The organism is Shewanella sp. S23-S33 (assembly GCF_043359565.1).
GTDB classification, from domain to species: Bacteria; Pseudomonadota; Gammaproteobacteria; order Enterobacterales; family Shewanellaceae; genus Shewanella; species Shewanella oncorhynchi.
The window spans coordinates 56,419-73,850 of sequence record NZ_JBHFFD010000048.1; the positions used below are offsets into that span (position 1 = coordinate 56,419).

17 protein-coding genes and 1 pseudogene are annotated in these 17,432 nt (G+C 44.9%); 8 read left to right on the forward strand and 10 right to left on the reverse strand.

Annotated features, from left to right (window positions below; translation table 11 throughout):
- Positions 1-25 precede the first annotated feature (25 nt).
- Positions 26-463 (reverse strand): flagellar basal body-associated protein FliL, encoded by a 438-nt coding sequence (locus ACHA99_RS12590; RefSeq protein WP_393943080.1) that lies wholly within the window; start codon positions 461-463, stop codon positions 26-28.
- A 170-nt stretch (positions 464-633) separates the two neighbouring features.
- Here ACHA99_RS12590 and ACHA99_RS12595 point away from each other — a divergent pair, with 170 nt between their 5' ends.
- Positions 634-1,197: a chorismate lyase gene (locus ACHA99_RS12595; protein WP_131525672.1), complete on the forward strand. Its 564-nt coding sequence runs from the start codon at positions 634-636 to the stop codon at positions 1,195-1,197.
- A gap of 117 nt (positions 1,198-1,314) precedes the next feature.
- Here ACHA99_RS12595 and ACHA99_RS12600 read toward each other — a convergent pair whose 3' ends face one another.
- Together ACHA99_RS12600 and ACHA99_RS12605 are read right to left on the reverse strand one after the other, a co-directional pair.
- Positions 1,315-3,903, reverse strand: a complete 2,589-nt coding sequence (locus ACHA99_RS12600; protein ID WP_393943083.1) for an immune inhibitor A domain-containing protein — start codon at positions 3,901-3,903, stop codon at positions 1,315-1,317.
- 317 nt (positions 3,904-4,220) lie between these two features.
- On the reverse strand, positions 4,221-4,814 hold the full coding sequence (locus tag ACHA99_RS12605; protein ID WP_011848195.1) for a YhgN family NAAT transporter: 594 nt from the start codon (positions 4,812-4,814) through the stop codon (positions 4,221-4,223).
- Positions 4,815-5,344: 530 nt separating this feature from the next.
- Between ACHA99_RS12605 and ACHA99_RS12610 the strand changes: the two genes are divergently transcribed.
- Both ACHA99_RS12610 and ACHA99_RS12615 read left to right on the forward strand, forming a co-directional pair.
- On the forward strand, positions 5,345-6,997 hold the full coding sequence (locus ACHA99_RS12610) for a metal transporter (protein ID WP_393943118.1): 1,653 nt from the start codon (positions 5,345-5,347) through the stop codon (positions 6,995-6,997).
- A 61-nt stretch (positions 6,998-7,058) separates the two neighbouring features.
- On the forward strand, positions 7,059-7,862 hold the full coding sequence (locus tag ACHA99_RS12615) for an NRDE family protein (protein WP_113941261.1): 804 nt from the start codon (positions 7,059-7,061) through the stop codon (positions 7,860-7,862).
- 39 nt (positions 7,863-7,901) lie between these two features.
- Here ACHA99_RS12615 and ACHA99_RS12620 read toward each other — a convergent pair whose 3' ends face one another.
- Positions 7,902-8,354 (reverse strand): DUF4440 domain-containing protein, encoded by a 453-nt coding sequence (locus ACHA99_RS12620; RefSeq protein ID WP_168826916.1) that lies wholly within the window; start codon positions 8,352-8,354, stop codon positions 7,902-7,904.
- 133 nt (positions 8,355-8,487) lie between these two features.
- Between ACHA99_RS12620 and ACHA99_RS12625 the strand changes: the two genes are divergently transcribed.
- Together ACHA99_RS12625 and ACHA99_RS12630 are read left to right on the forward strand one after the other, a co-directional pair.
- A complete protein-coding gene (locus ACHA99_RS12625) occupies positions 8,488-9,051 on the forward strand; it encodes a lysophospholipid acyltransferase family protein (protein ID WP_113941259.1) in 564 nt (187 codons plus the stop codon).
- Positions 9,052-9,077: 26 nt separating this feature from the next.
- Complete coding sequence (locus ACHA99_RS12630; protein WP_393943086.1) at positions 9,078-9,701, forward strand: LysE family translocator; 624 nt, start codon at positions 9,078-9,080, stop codon at positions 9,699-9,701.
- Positions 9,702-9,727: 26 nt separating this feature from the next.
- On the opposite strand, the gene ACHA99_RS12635 is transcribed toward ACHA99_RS12630, so the two are convergent.
- A complete protein-coding gene (locus ACHA99_RS12635; protein WP_113941257.1) occupies positions 9,728-10,993 on the reverse strand; it encodes a mechanosensitive ion channel family protein in 1,266 nt (421 codons plus the stop codon).
- A 209-nt stretch (positions 10,994-11,202) separates the two neighbouring features.
- Between ACHA99_RS12635 and ACHA99_RS12640 the strand changes: the two genes are divergently transcribed.
- Entirely contained in the window at positions 11,203-11,781 is a 579-nt protein-coding gene (locus ACHA99_RS12640; RefSeq protein WP_105250961.1) for a hypothetical protein, read from the forward strand.
- 26 nt (positions 11,782-11,807) lie between these two features.
- Here the strand turns inward: ACHA99_RS12640 and ACHA99_RS12645 are convergent, their stop codons facing one another.
- Positions 11,808-12,200 carry a DUF1090 domain-containing protein gene (locus ACHA99_RS12645; protein ID WP_105250960.1) on the reverse strand — a complete coding sequence of 131 codons (393 nt, stop codon included), beginning with the start codon at positions 12,198-12,200 and terminating at the stop codon, positions 11,808-11,810.
- A gap of 215 nt (positions 12,201-12,415) precedes the next feature.
- Between ACHA99_RS12645 and ACHA99_RS12650 the strand changes: the two genes are divergently transcribed.
- Positions 12,416-13,045, forward strand: a complete 630-nt coding sequence (locus ACHA99_RS12650; protein ID WP_263266561.1) for a DUF3157 family protein — start codon at positions 12,416-12,418, stop codon at positions 13,043-13,045.
- Between the two features lie 138 nt (positions 13,046-13,183).
- Complete coding sequence (locus tag ACHA99_RS12655) at positions 13,184-14,179, forward strand: DUF481 domain-containing protein (RefSeq protein WP_393943090.1); 996 nt, start codon at positions 13,184-13,186, stop codon at positions 14,177-14,179.
- Positions 14,180-14,182: 3 nt separating this feature from the next.
- Here ACHA99_RS12655 and ACHA99_RS12660 read toward each other — a convergent pair.
- The 4 genes and pseudogenes from ACHA99_RS12660 to ACHA99_RS12675 form a co-directional block, all read right to left on the reverse strand.
- A pseudogene (locus ACHA99_RS12660) lies at positions 14,183-14,383 on the reverse strand (VOC family protein); the annotation flags it as partial.
- 98 nt (positions 14,384-14,481) lie between these two features.
- Complete coding sequence (locus tag ACHA99_RS12665; protein WP_393943092.1) at positions 14,482-15,774, reverse strand: M23 family metallopeptidase; 1,293 nt, start codon at positions 15,772-15,774, stop codon at positions 14,482-14,484.
- A gap of 484 nt (positions 15,775-16,258) precedes the next feature.
- Positions 16,259-16,681, reverse strand: a complete 423-nt coding sequence (locus tag ACHA99_RS12670; protein ID WP_006083714.1) for a VOC family protein — start codon at positions 16,679-16,681, stop codon at positions 16,259-16,261.
- 18 nt (positions 16,682-16,699) lie between these two features.
- Entirely contained in the window at positions 16,700-17,338 is a 639-nt protein-coding gene (locus tag ACHA99_RS12675; RefSeq protein WP_263164089.1) for an MliC family protein, read from the reverse strand.
- Positions 17,339-17,432 lie beyond the last annotated feature (94 nt).

Here is a 17,432-nt window from a genome sequence, read left to right on the forward strand (position 1 = left end):
TCAGCCCATAGAGTGAGGCAGTAAATTAATCGTACAGATAAGAGGTAAACAATAAGTTTACGATCAAGGGTTTACCAGCTTCTTTGGTGATCAAATTGTTAACCATTTCAAAGCACTCACGACGAATCTCTTCACGACCCGTGAGTGACTTAATCTTCTCTTCCGATTGATTGCCTAACACTTCAACAATTGCGGCTCGTAATAATGGATTATGGAGCTCAATTGTCACTAGATCATCTGGACTCTTTACCATTAACTCAACGCTAATCTTCACAAAACCCAATTTCTTGCGATTAGAAATGTAGTTAGTGACAATTTCGGGTTCGAAACCATAGTAGGCATACTCACCCGTAGGTGGGGTTGCTGCTGCAGGTGCAGCTTCTTTTTCATCGGCCGCATAAACACTGAAAACACTGAAAACACTTGTAAACAGGATAAGACAGACTGAGAGTAATTTTTTCATAGCGACTTACGGCTCCCTAAAACAATAATGGTAATGGAAGAAACTTCCCAATCTATATAGCCAAACAACCTGAAGATGCAGTATCCGTATCTGGAAGTAGCTTGGGTATATATGCTCGCGTCGCGACATGCTAGACTGCCGACGTTTGTTTATATTGTAACGAGTATTTAATGAATGTGACTAGCTTAAGCTTTCCCTATGGTGAATCTATTCAGTGGTTTTCAGCCGATCTAGCCGACAAACTCCCCAAATCGCCCTTGAAAGAATGGTTACTTGCCACTGGCAGCCTAACGCAAAAACTCAAAACTTGCTGTGCTCAATTTGAAGTAAAGATACTAGGCGAAGGACTGCATGCTCCCTTAGAGGGCGAATATCCCCAGCAAGGTGCTGTATGGATCCGTGAAGTCTTGCTTTGCCTCGACTCGATACCTTGGGTATTTGCCAGAACCTTGATCCCTGAAAAATTAATGGCCGAGCGCAAAATGGATTTCCTTAGTTTGGGTACTCGCCCCTTAGGTGAATTACTGTTTAGCCAAGATAACTTCATCCCCGGTAGAATCGAAGTTGCCAGTTTCGAAACCTGTAGTCGCCTTGCCCACTTAGCTGAAAGTTTAGATCAAAGTGTCGAACATGCACTCTGGGGACGCCGCCGCTATTTCCATCACGGTGAGCATGAAATGATCGTCAGCGAAATCTTTCTGCCAGCGGCCGAGCAAGCTATCCGTCAGTTGTAAACTTTAGACTTCATCCAAAGCTTAGTCAGAATTTAGCCTCAAGACAGATAAAAAATGCCTCTAGAACAGAGGCATTTTTGTTCGGGTTTCAAACAATCAACTTAGTGGACATTTAACTTAGTGCACATTTAACTGGCGGCGCCAAGTCAATAAGCTAAGGAAGGCAAGGCTTAACCAACCTAAGCTGCCACCTGAACTCTCACTGGCCGGCGGAGTTACTGGAGGCGTAACAGGTGCAACAACCGTTACCGTCGAACTGCTAATCGCCTTAGTATTTTGCGCATCTGTCACTGTAAGCTTCACAGTATAAGTGCCCGCCTTCGCATAGGTATGGGTTGGCGCCGTGACAGTGCTTGTCGTGCCATCACCAAAATCCCAAGCGTAGGTTAATACTCCCATACCGCCATCAATATTACTGGTGAAGTTTACTGCTAATTGGTTGACAGTATTAGTAAAACTGACAGTTAACGGCGCTATAGCATCAGAGTTCGCATTCGCAAGACGAATAACCGCAGTACCATTATTGCTGGCTTGAGATAGTACCTGCATTGTCAACCCTAGCTGCTGCAACACCATACCTGACTGTGGCTGTAGTGGCGCGCTGTAATCTAAGCTGTCATCGAACAGACTGACAGCATCGCGATGATTGTCCTCCAAATAGAAAGTTTGATTTACTGTACTAAAGGCCGCATCACGAATTTGTACGTCGGTAGAGCGAGTGCCAATCATATTCTGGTCAGCATCAATCACGCCAATCAAGCCATGGCCAGCGTGGTCTGAAACGTTATTGTCACTGTAGCTAAAATTTTCTAACCAGAGTAAAACTCCGGGATCAAAGCTTTTTGCTTTCAAACCCGCATCGACACCATTATGGCTACGCAGCTGGATAATATAACGAGACTGAGATTTGGGATCCGGACGAGAATCCTTAATCCGGCTATAGCCGTAAAACGTCATTTTATCTGCAACTTCAGCGTTATCACTATATAACTCAGTGGTATTTTGTTTAACGCTGATGTTATCGATAGTGATCCCTGACTTAGAGGTTAAATCATCGGTGACATAGTTGATTTCGACAGCAACAGATTTTCCAGAATATGCTGATAAATCATACTCTAATGTTACCCAAGCATCGCGACCTTCCGCCTGAGCAAGCGCAGACGATTCACCAGTAATGATATGACGAGCACTATTCATTGCATTGTTCGACTTAGTGTAATTACCCGCAATGGCCACGCCATCCACTTTCACCTGCATGTAATCAAAGTCAGGCTCAATACTCCAACTGGCCTTCATACTCAGAATCAGTTTATCTGTGGTTACGGCAGATAAATTAACATTAAAATTCATGCTGTTATTCAGCATATTTCCTTGGCCAGAATAGTACTGATAACTACCCTGATAAGGTGTTTTAAAAGGAATTAACACAAGAGGGAGCGGAATAGAGATCTGATTAACCGCCTGATGATTAACCGCCTCATTCAACGTCACTTCCATGCCTGATTTGGGAATGCTATCTAAGGAAATTTCACGTTCATTTAACCACTTACCTTTGTATCTTTTCTGTAGATAAGATCGAGCATAAGGACTAAAACCACTCGGCTGAGCACCAGGAATAGCACCAGCCCAACTACCACCAGACATTAAAGACCATAGCCCCACAGGCGAGCCGTCTTTCTTATCATTTTTAGAGGTATCGTACTCATCAGGCAGACCTAGATCATGGCCAAACTCGTGGGTACACACGCCCGTTGCCGCATCGATAGGCTGGATTGTATAACCGAATACTTTTTTGTTCGTACCAGGAAGCGCATAACCATTGGTTGCTTGGTCGACATAATATCGATGCGACCATATCGCACTCGATCCTAGTTTTCCGCCGCCGACCTCTTCGCCTACGCTAGAGTGGAAAATCATCACATGGTCAATAATGCCATCGGGCTCATCATAATTACCGTTATTGTTCAAATCATTTTGGTCTTCAACATCATAACTCGCCAACTCAGCTTCAGACATATTTGCAACCGCTTGCGATACGGCTTCTTTTACCAATTGTTCGACCTGTGAATCACTACGGGTATCTGGATCATTAACACCATAGTATTCGGCATTTTGCGAGGCGGTATACCAGCCCTTCACATCCCCAGTAAAGGAGAAGGTTTGCCCAGAAACCGCTTGATAATATTGATACCCCGAATCTAACGTCTGCCCCTGTGGACCTTTGAAGCCCGTAGGCGAAAAGAGTAATTCCTTGTAGTGGGACGCAGGATAACTCGGGTAATACATGTCTGTATCCCCCGCTTTTAAGCCATTGTTATCATGTTTTAGATCAGCAAAATCCACTAATACTGTGAGCACTTTTACGGTTTTCTTTACATCCGCATCGACCTGTAAACGCTGTGCGGATGAGCGCATCATTTGCGATGATTTAGCTCTTTGTAGACGCGCATGTTCAGCTTCAACTTCGATGCGCGGCGCTTTAGGTTGTGCCAAAGTGGCGCGATGAATATAAGCTTCTATCGCCTCCTGCTTTACGCTATCACTGGCATCGGCGGCCACTTCGCCACGCTTAATCAACCAATATAAAATTCGATCTTTATTAATCACACCCGCATCTGCAGGCGTATGATTCGGAGCTGCAATACTCGCGCCGCTAATCAATGCCAACATCAGTCCAAACGCTGTCACGCCTTTTGTACTTCGCATTTTTAACATCCTTCTGTAACAGCCAACGCCATTCTATTTATTAAGACTAGTGTCTCTTTGCATTAAGACAAATTACCTTTAATTAGTAACCTACTCAGGGTTTATCCGTCTTCAAGTGATAGAGACAGATTTTTCGACATTAGCAGCACTGCACCTCAGTAACAACTTGATACACCTGTTCGCAGGTAAGATTTGCACTTTTGTCAGCAAATATTCAGCAAACCTCTGTGCTGACTCAATTCCAAGCCAAATCTCAGCCATAAAAAAACCGCATTAACAACGTTAATACGGTTTCGTTTTGATCAAACTAGATAAAGTTAGCCAGCGGTTTTCAGATAGTTTGAAATGCCGTCGAGGAACATTTGCACTGAGATCATGACCAGCACCATACCCATCAAACGCTCGACTGCTGTGAGCCCCTTTTCCCCCAGCACACGGGTGAAAAGTTTATAAAACATTAAGATCACCGCACTCGCCCCCCAAGCTGACACTAACGCTATGGTCCAATCGCCCATACGTGAGCTATCGGTATGCGCCAGTAAAATCAAGGCTGCAAGAATCGATGGGCCAGCCATCAAGGGAATAGCCATAGGCACGATAAAAGGCTCTTCTCCCGCGGCTAATCCAACGACACCACCGGGTTGGGGGAAGATCATCTTAATCGCGATCAAAAACAGAATAATACCGCCTGCAATACTCACAGATTCGGAACGAAGATTTAAGAAACTTAAAATGGCTTCACCCGCATAAAGAAAAGACAGCATGATCACTAAGGCGAAAAGTAACTCTCGGATCAGTACCTTACGACGTTTCTTGGGATCGATATGTCGCAGAATCGATGCGAAAATCGGCAAATTACCCAAAGGGTCCATGATCAGAAACAACATTACCGCAGCAGAAAATATATCCATTTAACGTATCAACACCCAAGCCAAATAAGCCCATATTATATACCCAAACAACCTGAAGATGCAGGATTCAGCGGGAATGTAACGCACTTTAGGCAAGGCCCTTTATTGCTCCTGCATAAATGGCATTCACGCCATCCATGGCGATTGCGGTTATTTGCGGACCTAGTGGGCTAAGTTAAAAATAACCAACACGGCATAAAGTACGTTACAACCCGCCGGAACGGAGCGCCGAGGGAGCTCCACTTCCGTGTTGCAACAATTCAAAAGGTGGCCGACATTCTGTCATTGATGCGCCTTGAATTGAAGCACCCTAGGCGCTCTGAAACTCGTATCTTCAGGTAGCTTGGGTATATACCTTTTCTCGAGTTAGATCCGAAAATTTCTCCGCAGAATGGCCAAAGTGAATAAAATTCTCCCCTTCAAAACACAGTATAAAATGTCAGTTGAGTAAATTGCCTGCAAGTCACTGCTCACTTTGCTTTACAGCTGGTATACTATGGCGTTTTTTCAGCAAATTTTCCGTGGAATCCATGCTCTATCTTCTTGCTAGCTGTATCGCACTCTTAATTGGCCCTCTGTTTTATCGCTACTTCTCATCGAGTAGTGGCTTACAAAAGGGGCTCGATGGTTTTATATTCGTCTCATTAGGCGGATTAGTGCTGATCCACATCTTGCCAGAATTACTCGAGCATGGTGGCATGCTTGCGATCGTCTTTGTACTCCTCGGCATCTGGGGGCCTACCGCCAGCGAACGCCTATTTCACCGTTATTCAGAAGTCACCCATAATTTTACGCTTTTCTTGGGTATTGGTGGCTTATTACTGCATACCATCACCGATGGCACCGCTATGGTTTTGGCGCAGCAAGACGATAACTCCATTCTGCTAGCTCTTGGTGTCATACTCCACCAATTACCCGTCGGTTTTGCAGTATGGTGGATACTAAAACCCCATCTCGGAACACGTTGGACACTCATGATCTTTGCAGCCCAGATGCTATTTACAGGCATAGGCTATTTCGCCGGTGAGCAACTACTTCCTTATTTAAATATCGATGACACTGTCTACTTACAAGCCTTTATTACTGGCACAATTCTGCATGTGGTACTACATCAACCCCATGGTCAGCATGAAAGTGATACGCAAGGCAAATATGAATACCAAGCTGGTATAGGTAGTTTGCTCGGCATCGGTTTACTCGTGATATTGCTATTAATGGATTCAGGCGGCCACGAACATGCCCACCATGATCACAGCACAGAGCAATTAATGACTTGGCTATTAAAGCTCGCACCTGTGTTGCTGCTAAGCTATGGTGCGGCTGCGCTGCGCTTTAAATTAGGTTTGACGCCGCAGGATGGCAGTTTAGCCCGTCGCTGGTTCCAACGCTTAGCAGGGCCTGAAGCCTTAGTGATCACAGCTCTACTTCTTGGTCCTTGGTTAGCGTTATTCCAATTGCTTGTAGTGTTTATTCTGAGTGCATATTTAAGCCATGCTAACGTCACCATTACCGATCCACACACTAAATTACCCAGCAATTCACTGCGTTTCGGCTTTGCTCATTTAGTCGATCGCAGCGCACCTTGGATTTTACTCAGCCTAGTATTAGTGAATTTAATTGGCCACCCTTCAATGCCCTTAAGCAATCCATTGCTACAGGTTGTTGTGCTATTGCTTGTATTTTTACCTATGCGTTTCTGCAACTTAGGCGCTGCCGTACTCGCTCTTGCACTGGCTTATAGTGGCTGGAGTCCTATTGCGATTATGATGCCGCTGATTGCAGCACCTGTGCTCAACATAGCTCAGCTTAAGTTAATGACATGGACGCAAAGGGCGATATTACTGAGTATTATTGCGCTGAGTTTAGCCGCAGCCTTACGCTTGCCACTATGGTTTTCCTTATTTACCTTGCCTGAAGTCGTGAACTTAATTGCTCTACTGATCCTCTCAGCGTTGTTTGCAGCCAGCTTACTGCGCTTAGGTCCACGTAAATTTTTACGCCGCTTAATGCTTAGCAAACCGGTAGCACATGCGCATAGTCACGCCCATAGCCATTCCCACGAGAATACACATACTCACGAATCTAGCGCTTCGCACACAGACGAGCAGAAACCTGTTGTGACACCTAGTGCCGATAAACATGCACATGAACACGCAAAAACAGATAAGCACTCGCACCACTAACGCTGTTCATTTGTGAGCAGACAGGCTAAGTTAATCTACCTTTGGATTAATTTAGCCTGCTATGTGCATACTCTTTGTCGCCATTAATGCCCATCCTAAGTATCCCTTAATCATCTGTGCCAACCGCGATGAGTTTCATCATAGACCAACTGCGCCAGCGCATTTTTGGCCGCCGGAAGAAAACATACTCGCGGGTAAAGATCTGCAGGCCGGTGGCACTTGGTTTGGCATCAATAAACAAGGACAAATCGCTGGCGTAACCAATCTGCGCGTTCCGCAAAAGAACCCTGAAGCCATGCGTAGTCGTGGCGAGCTAATTACTATGACGCTCAACTCAGGGTCGCTCGTGTGCCCTAATTGGCTTGTTGAACATAGCGACAATTATCAGCCGTTCAATCTCATCTTCGGCCAAGGTACTGACTTATATTGTTTTAACAGTATCAATAAAGACACAGTAAAACTTGCCGATGGATTTCATGCCATTAGCAATGGTGCACTCGATGATATTTGGCCGAAAATGGCGAAGGGACAGCAGGCGTTAGAAGCGGCAATCAGCCAGTCCAGCAGTATAGAAGTGCAAGTACTGTTACAACTAATGAAAGACGATTCCCAGCCGCAAGATAATGAGCTGCCTAATACGGGAGTAGGGATCGAGTGGGAACGGCGTTTAGCTGCGATTTATATTCGTCACCCCGACTATGGCACCCGCTCCACCAGCATTCTGCTTGAAGATGCTGAGGGCGGTATGCATTTCACCGAAGTGAGATACGATGGCAAAGGTAGACAGCTTGGACAGCAGGATTTCCATTTAACCCTGCCCGCCGAGCCGCCAGCCAAACCAGACTGTTTATTATCGCAAATATAATTTGAACTGCAGTGTAGCACTGAGTGTAAAGGACACGGTTTAGTCTGAACTGTGGTCCATAGTGATCACCCAACGATCGTCGATTTTTTCAATCAACAGAGTAAACGCGCCCGTTGGGGCATCTTTTATCCGCCGTAAATCCCAGCGCCCAACAACCATAGCGGCGTAATTACTGAGCATTTTTATTTCTTTGATAGTGAACTTCAGTTCACCAAGCGCTTCTTTATTTGGATAATTTTTCTTATAGGCAGCGAGAGTTTCTTCCCAGCCAAAACGAAACTTACCATTAGAGACAAAACGCAGTTGATCACTCTTCCAATAGCCTTGCATATAAGCATCGAGATCACCGCGATTCCAGGCGTCTTCTTGGCCTTTGAGCATCTGCGTAATTTCATCCGTCGGCACCGCATTAACATGACAAGTCAGCAAGAGTAACAGTGCCGCAAAAACACGCTGCCAGATAACCTTGTTTAATAGTCCATTTTTCAACATAGTATCGTTCCCCCACAATCAATCAGGTTAAACTGTACTATACCGAATTCAGTACAGACTATCTTGTTTAAGCCAGTTTAAAATCTAAAAAAGCTGATGATATTATTAATTTTTCGACTCTGGGCACCGAACTATGTTTACACCACTTTGCCGTTGGCTACTTAAAACTTCAGGCTGGCAGATAGAAGGCCAACTGCCCGACTGTGCTAAATACATCATCATAGTTGCGCCGCACACTAGTAACTGGGATTTCATTGTCGGCATTTTAGCCCGTGGCGCCCTAGGTATCCGCATTCACTTTCTCGGCAAACACCAACTCTTTATCCCGCCTTGGGGCTGGTTTTTCCGCGCCATTGGCGGCAGTCCGGTGGATCGGCGCAAGAACAACAACTTAGTCGATGCCGCCGTGCAGCTGTTTGAGTCAAAATCCGATTACAAGTTAGCGCTAGCGCCAGAAGGCACCCGCGGCCCAGTGACGCGTTGGAAGTGCGGCTTTTATCATATCGCCAGCAAGGCCCAAGTACCCATCACTCCCGTTGGCTTAGACTTTAGCCGCCGCACTGTCGTTATCCGCACACCACTGCAACCCAGTGACGATATCGTGACCGACATGCAAGAGATTTTGAGCTTCTATCGCACCATTAAAGGCCGTCATCCCAAGGTGATCCCTGATTTTATAGCGAGTGCTAAACATTAACATTTATTCCATTTAGAGCAGCAAACATGCAACCCGAAACTTGGTTACTCTATTTATTTGCCATTGTATTGATTGGGATTTCACCCGGCCCTATCGCTATGTTGTCTATGTCCCATGGGATCCACTTCGGCAAGATGCGCAGCATAGCGACTGGTCTTGGCAGTGTTAGCGCCGCTTTAATCTTAATGATGGCGTCAGCGGCAGGATTGGGGGCGATTATTAGCGCCTCAGAATACGGTTTTACCCTGCTCAAATGGTGCGGCGCAGCCTATTTAGTATTTTTAGGTATTAAGCTGTTATTGACGAAAAACCAAGCTCAAACCCTTGAAGTTAGCCCGTCAGAGGGCAAAGGTACGCCTTGGCAGCTTTATAAACAGGCGTTTCTAGTGGGGATCAGTAATCCGAAGGATTTACTGTTTTTTGCCGCGTTGTTTCCGCAATTTATCAATCTTGCCGCACCGCAATTACCGCAACTGGCCATTCTTGCCGTCACTTGGGCCGTGGTGGATTTTAGCTTTGTGATGATTTATGCCTGCATGGCCAATGTACTTGCACCCAGCCTAAAGGCGAGCAACAAGCTGCATTGGTTTGACAGAACCAGCGGCGGTGTATTTATCACCTTAGCCGCGATTCTTGTCTCTCGAAACTAAATCGATAATCATCGACAGTCATCAAACTAGTCGACCTTAACCGACTTTAAACTGCGAATATCATTGCCGGTGGGCGCTTGGAACGCCTGCAGACCAAACTCAGGCAATATTGCAAAAACATGGTCGAAGATATCCGCTTGTATCGCTTCATAAAATGCCCAGCGAGTGTCGTTAGTGAAGATATAAATCTCGATCGGTAGACCCTCTGTGGTTGGCGCGAGCTGCCGCACCATTAGGGTCATGTCCTTGTGCACCTTATCGTGACGCTGTAGGTATTCCTGCAGGTAAGCGCGGAAGGTGCCAACGTTAGTCAAATGGCGACCATTCACTTTCATATCAAGGTCAGAGACTCTGGCATTCGCCTCACGAATTTCATTTATTTTTGCGGGGAAATATTCCTTTAAGCAATTGATCTTACTGAGACGTTCGCGCTCTTCCTCGGTCAAAAACTTTATGCTGTTGATATCGATATTGATCGCGCGTTTGATCCTGCGACCACCCGACTCAGACATACCCCGCCAGTTGCGAAACGCATCCGACACTAAGGCATAAGCAGGGATCATAGTGATGGTTTTGTCCCAGTTACGCACTTTCACTGTGGTCAGCGAGACTTCTTCTACCGCACCGTCAGCGCCGTATTTGTCCATCTGGATCCAGTCGCCTTTACTCACCATACGGTTAGCCGCTAACTGAATGCCCGCCACAAAACCTAAGATAGTGTCGCGGAACACTAACATCACAAAACCCGTTGCCACACCTAAGCCGCTGAGGAAGTACACAGGTGATTGATCGGCCAAGATTGAGATAGAAACGATAATCCCAACAAAGAATAAAAATAGCTTAGTTAACTGTACGAAACTCTTAACAGGCAAGCGCCGACTCACCAGATTCACATCTGAAATTTCATCAACCGCATCCATACCTGCATACATAGCGCGGATAATCAGCACCACTAACCAAATACTCAGTAATCGGTCGACTAGCCCGCTTAGCAGTGGATGCTCAGTCAGCGCGATTGGCACCAATAGATTAAGTACGATAGCGGGCACAAGCATGGCCAGCTTTTCAAGCACCTTATAACGCATGAATACATCGTCCCACGTCGCCTTAGAGCGCAGGATCACCATATTCACCGCACGAATCACCACACGTCGGACAATAAAATAAGCGATGCTCGCTAAAAGTAAGCAAGCAATGACCATAACTGTGGTCGATATTCCATCAGAGGGTTGGCTATCAATCCCAAAGCCCGCTAACCATGCCGAAATTTCGAGCCTTATTTCCTGATCCACAATTTCACTCCAACGTAGGCGCTAGCGCAACAAACCCATACAAAGGTAACTGCCGAGTTGACCTCGGTTAAATGTCACCCTAGAAAACACTCAAATCAAAACACAAAATATTTACAAACACTTATTTTAAAAGAGATTTTAGCATTTTGAATTGACCCAGCACACAGGAAAATGAACAATATTTCCCCTATCCCTAAGGAAACCATCCCATGTGTCGTCATTCATATACGCTAGCCTGTCTTAGCATTGGACTCCTGAGCCTATGCCAACCGCTTCAAGCGGCCGAATATAGCACTTCTAAGCAATTAGTTAGGCCAGATAAATCAGACGAAACTGCCAATGCACCTTATATCGCTCTCATGCTCGATTATATTCCCGCCACAGATAATCTCTATGGCATTACAATCGCCCCCTATCATTTCGATAATAATTACCAACAATGGGGTTATTACCTAGGCTATGCCCGCAGTCGTGAAACCGATATTATCGTGCCAGAACCCGCGGAATCCTATCGCCAAGAAAGCCTCTTCCGCTTAGGCTTAAGCTACAGCTTAACGGCAGATTTAAGCTTTTATGCCGGCGGCAGTGGCTATATCAGCACTGTGTCTTACACGAATAACATTTCACCCAAAATTGTCGATGGCAAACCCACATGGGAAGAAGATAAAACAACCCGTTGGGGCGCAGAAGCTGGGCTAAGATATCGAATCACTGAGCACTTCATACTGAGTGCCGGTTATAACTCCAGCACAGAATCCACTATTTTAAGCATAGGTTACGCGGGCTAAGCTCCTAGCGATTGGGCTTGAGCTATTTATTGCGTTAGCTCGGCTCGCGCCTTAGCAAGATCAGCCTCGACTTCGGCGACTTTATTGCGTTTCTTGTTGATTTTATCCATAGAACGACCTTCTTCTATGGCTTTGGCCAATTCGTTTTGGCGCTCAGTGAGTTTTTCCTCTAAGGCCTCAACTTTAGCGACTCGCTCAGCGTATAAGCTATCATCGTCGCAATGGGTTGAAACTTCGTCATAGGCCTTTTCAAGTCCCGCGACTTTATGCTTATTACCTGCCGCTTTTGCTTGGGCAAGTTCGGCACTAATGGCATCTAATTTCGCCGCGCAACCCACTTTCGGTGCTTCAGCAGCCAAAGTGACAGTGCTAAATGCCAATCCAATCACTAAGCCATAAATTCCATGTTTCATCTGCATCTTAATCTCCTGTTACTTTATTCATTGAGCATACCGCTCATGTACACCTATCTAATAGTGCCACAGTCAGCTAGCTCAATCTGTACTAGCGTTAAAATCTCGCCTTTAATCCACTTTATTCATCAAAACACGACTTAGACAGTGACTAACATGCGGCAAATTGTTTATGTTAGGGCAGAATATTGACTCAGACGGATATCGGAGCCAGAAAATTAATGCACACTTCATTACGCCTTAGCGCACTTAGCTCATTGTTATTGCTAACATCATCGGTTATGGCGGCCGACGTAGCCAATATCACCCTAGAAAATGGCGCCCAAGTCAGACTCAAAGACGACTTTACCTGGGAATACGTGATCACTGAAACCAAAGCCGCGCCCAATGCCCTAGCCGCTGCAGCCGTAGCAAGTGCATCGAGCAATGTTGCCAGTGTCCCAAGTGCCGCAGTTACCACTCAAACTGTGGCTGCGCCAGTCACCACATTGACCGCCACTGCGATTACTCAACCTGAGCTATTAGGCTCAACGGCAAAAGATGGGATCAAAGTCAGCTTTGCTGAAGGTCAATGGAAAGGCGATAAACTTGGACTCAGCTTCGATCTCGCCAGCACCAGCAATGAACACGTTACCTTAGTTGAAGTTGAAGCTAGCTTCTTCGCCGATAATGGTACTTTGCTCAAAACCGAAAAACTCGAAGTGTGGGAAGCCATTTTCCGCATGCCTGAGACCTATCTACGCAAAGGCGAACAGCGTAAAAGCAGCGTCATTTGGGTCGAAGGCATAGATAAAGCCCAATGGCAGAAGCAGCTCATTAACCTCAAAATAACCGAAATTAACTCACGCTAACTGGCAAAGAAGTAAGGGATTGCGAACCCGTTTTCAATCCCTTATCAACACTTTTATCAAATGTTATTGCTTTGTAGAGCCTGTGTTCGAGTAGAATGACAACACTTACTCTCCCTTTATTTTGAGCCCACGAGCAAGATGCATAATCTGATATCCAATCCAGCATTGTACCTTGTTGCTACGCTCTGTAGTGTCAGCCCCTTGTGTTATGCCGACACAGTTTTTTTGCTCAATGGCGATAAAATTAGCGGTGAAATTAAAGAGTTTAACGATCAAAATCTCATCATCAACACCAGTTATACCCCTAAAATTACCATTCAACGCAGTGCCATTCTCAGCCTCGAAGTCACAGATCCTAGACCTTGGAGTGTCAGTCGTTCCATACAGGACATAAGTATTCAAGCCTCTAATGAACATGGCATGGTATTAATTAATAACCAACACACTCCCGTGAGTGAGTTGAGATTTTCGCAGCACTATGCAAACTCAGATTGGAATTTTAACGGTAGTGTAGAAACCACACTCGATGTCACCAAAAACAAGAAAAATAGTCAGAAGCTACATATCAAAGGCGATATCACAGCGGAAACCTTGCAATGGCGACATAATCTCAAGACCGAAGTGCGCTACGAAACCGAAGATGACGTGACTAAGCGCAACACCCTCGAAGGACATTATTCATTAGACTATCTGCTCAATGAGCATTGGCTGTTACGTCAGGAAGATTTTTATGAAGAAGATAAACTCGGCATCGATAGCCATAGTTATTATGCGGGGCTAGGTCCTGGTTATCGCTTTTGGGGTGCTGGGCGCGATAAATTAGACTTCGTCGTAACCTACAACCATTTTTGGCTTGAACAACAGTCCTTTAAACTAGAACTAAATGCTTGGGCGGCCTCACTTAACTATAAACAATATTGGTTTGGTGGCATTTTAGAGTCCTATGCCGATCTGCAAATTGCCTTCCCAGATATGCCTTCGATTGATTACATCTCAAACTCGACAGTAGGACTTAAATATCTGCTAACTCAGCGGATTTATTTGTCATTTAAATATGACTTCAATGACACTAAAACAGTGATAGGCAATACGAGAGATACCAGCTACACCTTAGGATTAGGGGTTAACTTCTAATCCTCACTCCCGATACGCTAACCTGTGAGCCATAGGATGTTCATCATTCAATTGCAGTAAATCCCATAAGTTACCGTAGAGATCTTTAAACTCAGCGACTATGCCATAGTCTTGTTCTTGCGGCTCGCGCGCAAACTCCACTCCATCGGCGACCATACGTTGACAATCCCGCCAAAAACCACCGGTATTCAAGAATTTAAACAGGGGGATATCCAAACAATTTGAGGGTTCAGCTAGCTTAGCGAGCAACGGTTTTCCTCGCATTATATCAGCCCCTCGATTGAGGGGCTTTCTATCATTGATTAGAGACTTCCAGCATTATACAGCGGCGCCCAAGCGCATATTGTTCGATTGTTACTTACATCAAACAGATTGAAACGACTACAGTTATTGTCATAGTTATAACTACCAATGTTGATTCTATATTGTCCCAAATGTACATCTTGCAACGACACATGGCGGCCATCCTTTAATAAAGAAAAATGCAAATGTGGCCCAGTTGAACTCCCACCTTCACACAAGGCTGCATTTTTATTATTTGCATAAATGCCCATCACGGTATTCTGGTTTACATATTGACCATTACGCACTGTAATTTGATCCATATGATAATAGTTAGTCGCCCAACCGTTAGCATTTGTCACCCGTACTTGGCAGCGAGACAACACATTGACAGTCCCGCCATGTGCGGAAGCAACCGAATACGTCGGACTGCCCCATTGCGGCCAATCGTAGGAGACATCGATTGATGATAGCGGATAGCCAGACCCAGTATGCGAATGGGCACCATTGGATTGCCATGAATAGCCCTGTCGCCAAGGCATTTGCAGCATGTTACTGGGTGGCAGACTGCTCGCGGTGATATTCGCCAATGGGACGACTTGTTGCATCGACTGAGTCGAATCAGCTACTGGCGGATTTTGAGCAACGGAACTCATTAACAACTCACGGTCAGTATTGCCAAATAATAATCTAAACTGCTCAATAAATGGGTCCAATCCCAAAGCGTGCTCACCCGACATAACGGCATGCTGCTCTATCCTACGACCGTTTAACAAAGCCAATAATGCGAAACTCGATGCATTAACTGCGTCGGTACTTGGCGGGTATAGGCCCTTTAATTGAGACTCTTCATAGGCATAAAAACGTTGTGATAGCTGAGCCAATACATCTTGAAGTTGTTCCTCGAAGCCCTGCTTATCCGATAAGGCTCCCAAAGGTCGGTTAAGCGCTTCCTCTGTCGGAGACGAAATTAACTGAGATTGCATTTCCATCAAAGTCAGTATGACTTTGGGGTTAATACTATAATATCCAGCCCAATGCGTAATCGCCTCTTCTTTATCAATTAAGTCAGGGGCATTAACGTAAATAAATTCAGCTAAATCAAACTGCGATGCATCTACGCCATATAAAAACATCAGATTATTAAATGGCAGTAACACACTAGGCATATCTACCATTTTTATTTCATCTGAATCAATATGATACTGACTATTTGGCATGTCAGATGCCATCGATGGTAACGCTATTATCGCAGAGACACTTAACGCGCGGCCTATCCATAATGCCGCACTACGTATTTTAAAAATATTCATACTTATCAAATTCCTTTAGTAAGTTACTCAGATTAAATATTATTTTTAAACGCCAGCTTGCTTTAGACGTAATGATATTCACGACTAAATTTTTATAGCTAGAGAACATTAAAGAAGCTAAGTGACAATAATCGCCTATGCAAATAAGTGACGAATAAAACTGTCAACAAAAGCTGACGCTCATTAATTTAAATGTGAGTTAAATACTAAAGTACGAAAAAAGTGAATAGTTAATTATAAAAACCAAAGAATAATTTATTCGATAGATATTTAATTTTGAATAAAAACATAATGGCATTGACCAATCCATTATAAAATCTATCCGTTCCATAAGAATAGATTGAAATTTACAGTGAATGCCCAATAAAAATGATCAATAACTGAGAATTTTCGACGAACTTAACAGAGGTCAAACACAAAGAGTATTCCCAGTGTTTGACCCCATTAAATAGCTTGCGCGGTAATTCATACGAAATACTGAATCTTAACTCATTCGCTTAGCCATGACATGATTCGGGTTCAATTGCAGTAAATCCCATAAGTTACCGTAGAGATCTTTAAACACAGCGACTGTGCCATAGTCTTGTTCTTGCGGCTCGCGCGCAAACTCCACGCCATCGGCGACCATACGGCGATAATCACGCCAAAAGTCATCGGTATTCAAGAATAAAAACACCCGCCCACCCGCCTGATTACCGATAAAATCGAACTGCTCAGGCTTAGACGCACGCGCTAACAAGATAGAAGCGCCCTTAGAACCCGGTGGGGCAACAACGACCCAGCGCTTATCTTGCTCAGCTTGATAAGTGTCTTCGACTAATTCGAATTTTAATTTATTCACATAAAAATCAATCGCCTCGTCGTAATCTCTTACGACTAAGGCGATATGCACGAGAGCTTGTTTCATGGCGACCTTAAATCAATCCTATTTAGTCACCAGTTTACAGGTCATTTCTGGTGCTTCGTAGCCCCAAACCACTTTAGCTTCGCCTTGATGTTCCCATAGGCTTTCATTGCGGCCTTGATACTTAGCGCCGCTGCCGCTGGGTTGCACAAACATTAATGAAGTACTATCACCATGTTCAGCAATCAGGGTGGCAGGTTCGGTTTTAAAATAAGTCACCACTACTTCGTTAGCAGGATTGCCGTCACAGGCATAAAACACAGGCCCCGTCATTTCGACTAAACGATATTGTGCCTGCAGTTCGGCAATGCGGGTTTGATAGCTAGATTCAATACACGCGTGCTTATCGTCGCTCTTCCAGCATTCATTACGGCCTTTCACCCAACCACGTTGCATCGCCTTTAAAGTAGGAGGTTGTTCATTCTTCGCTTTTTCAAGCGCTTGGCTATAAACCTTAGCTAACTGATTATCAAGTTGGTTCAGCCCCGCATCCTTACAGACCATGTCTTCAATACTGCCAGCATTCACTTTCGTGCAGTCAAAAGAAGGTGCATTAGCCGCCATTACTCCCGCACTTAACGCGCTAACCATCACGCCTGCGGCACAGTACCATTTGAAACCCAATCGATTACTTATCATCTTATTTGTTAACTTAGCCATCTCAATTCCTTTGTATTTCTGTGGTTTGTTTCAACGCTTGCCATAGCTAACCCTATATAGGCTTAACCGAGCCTGACTCAAAGCACTCTGCCTT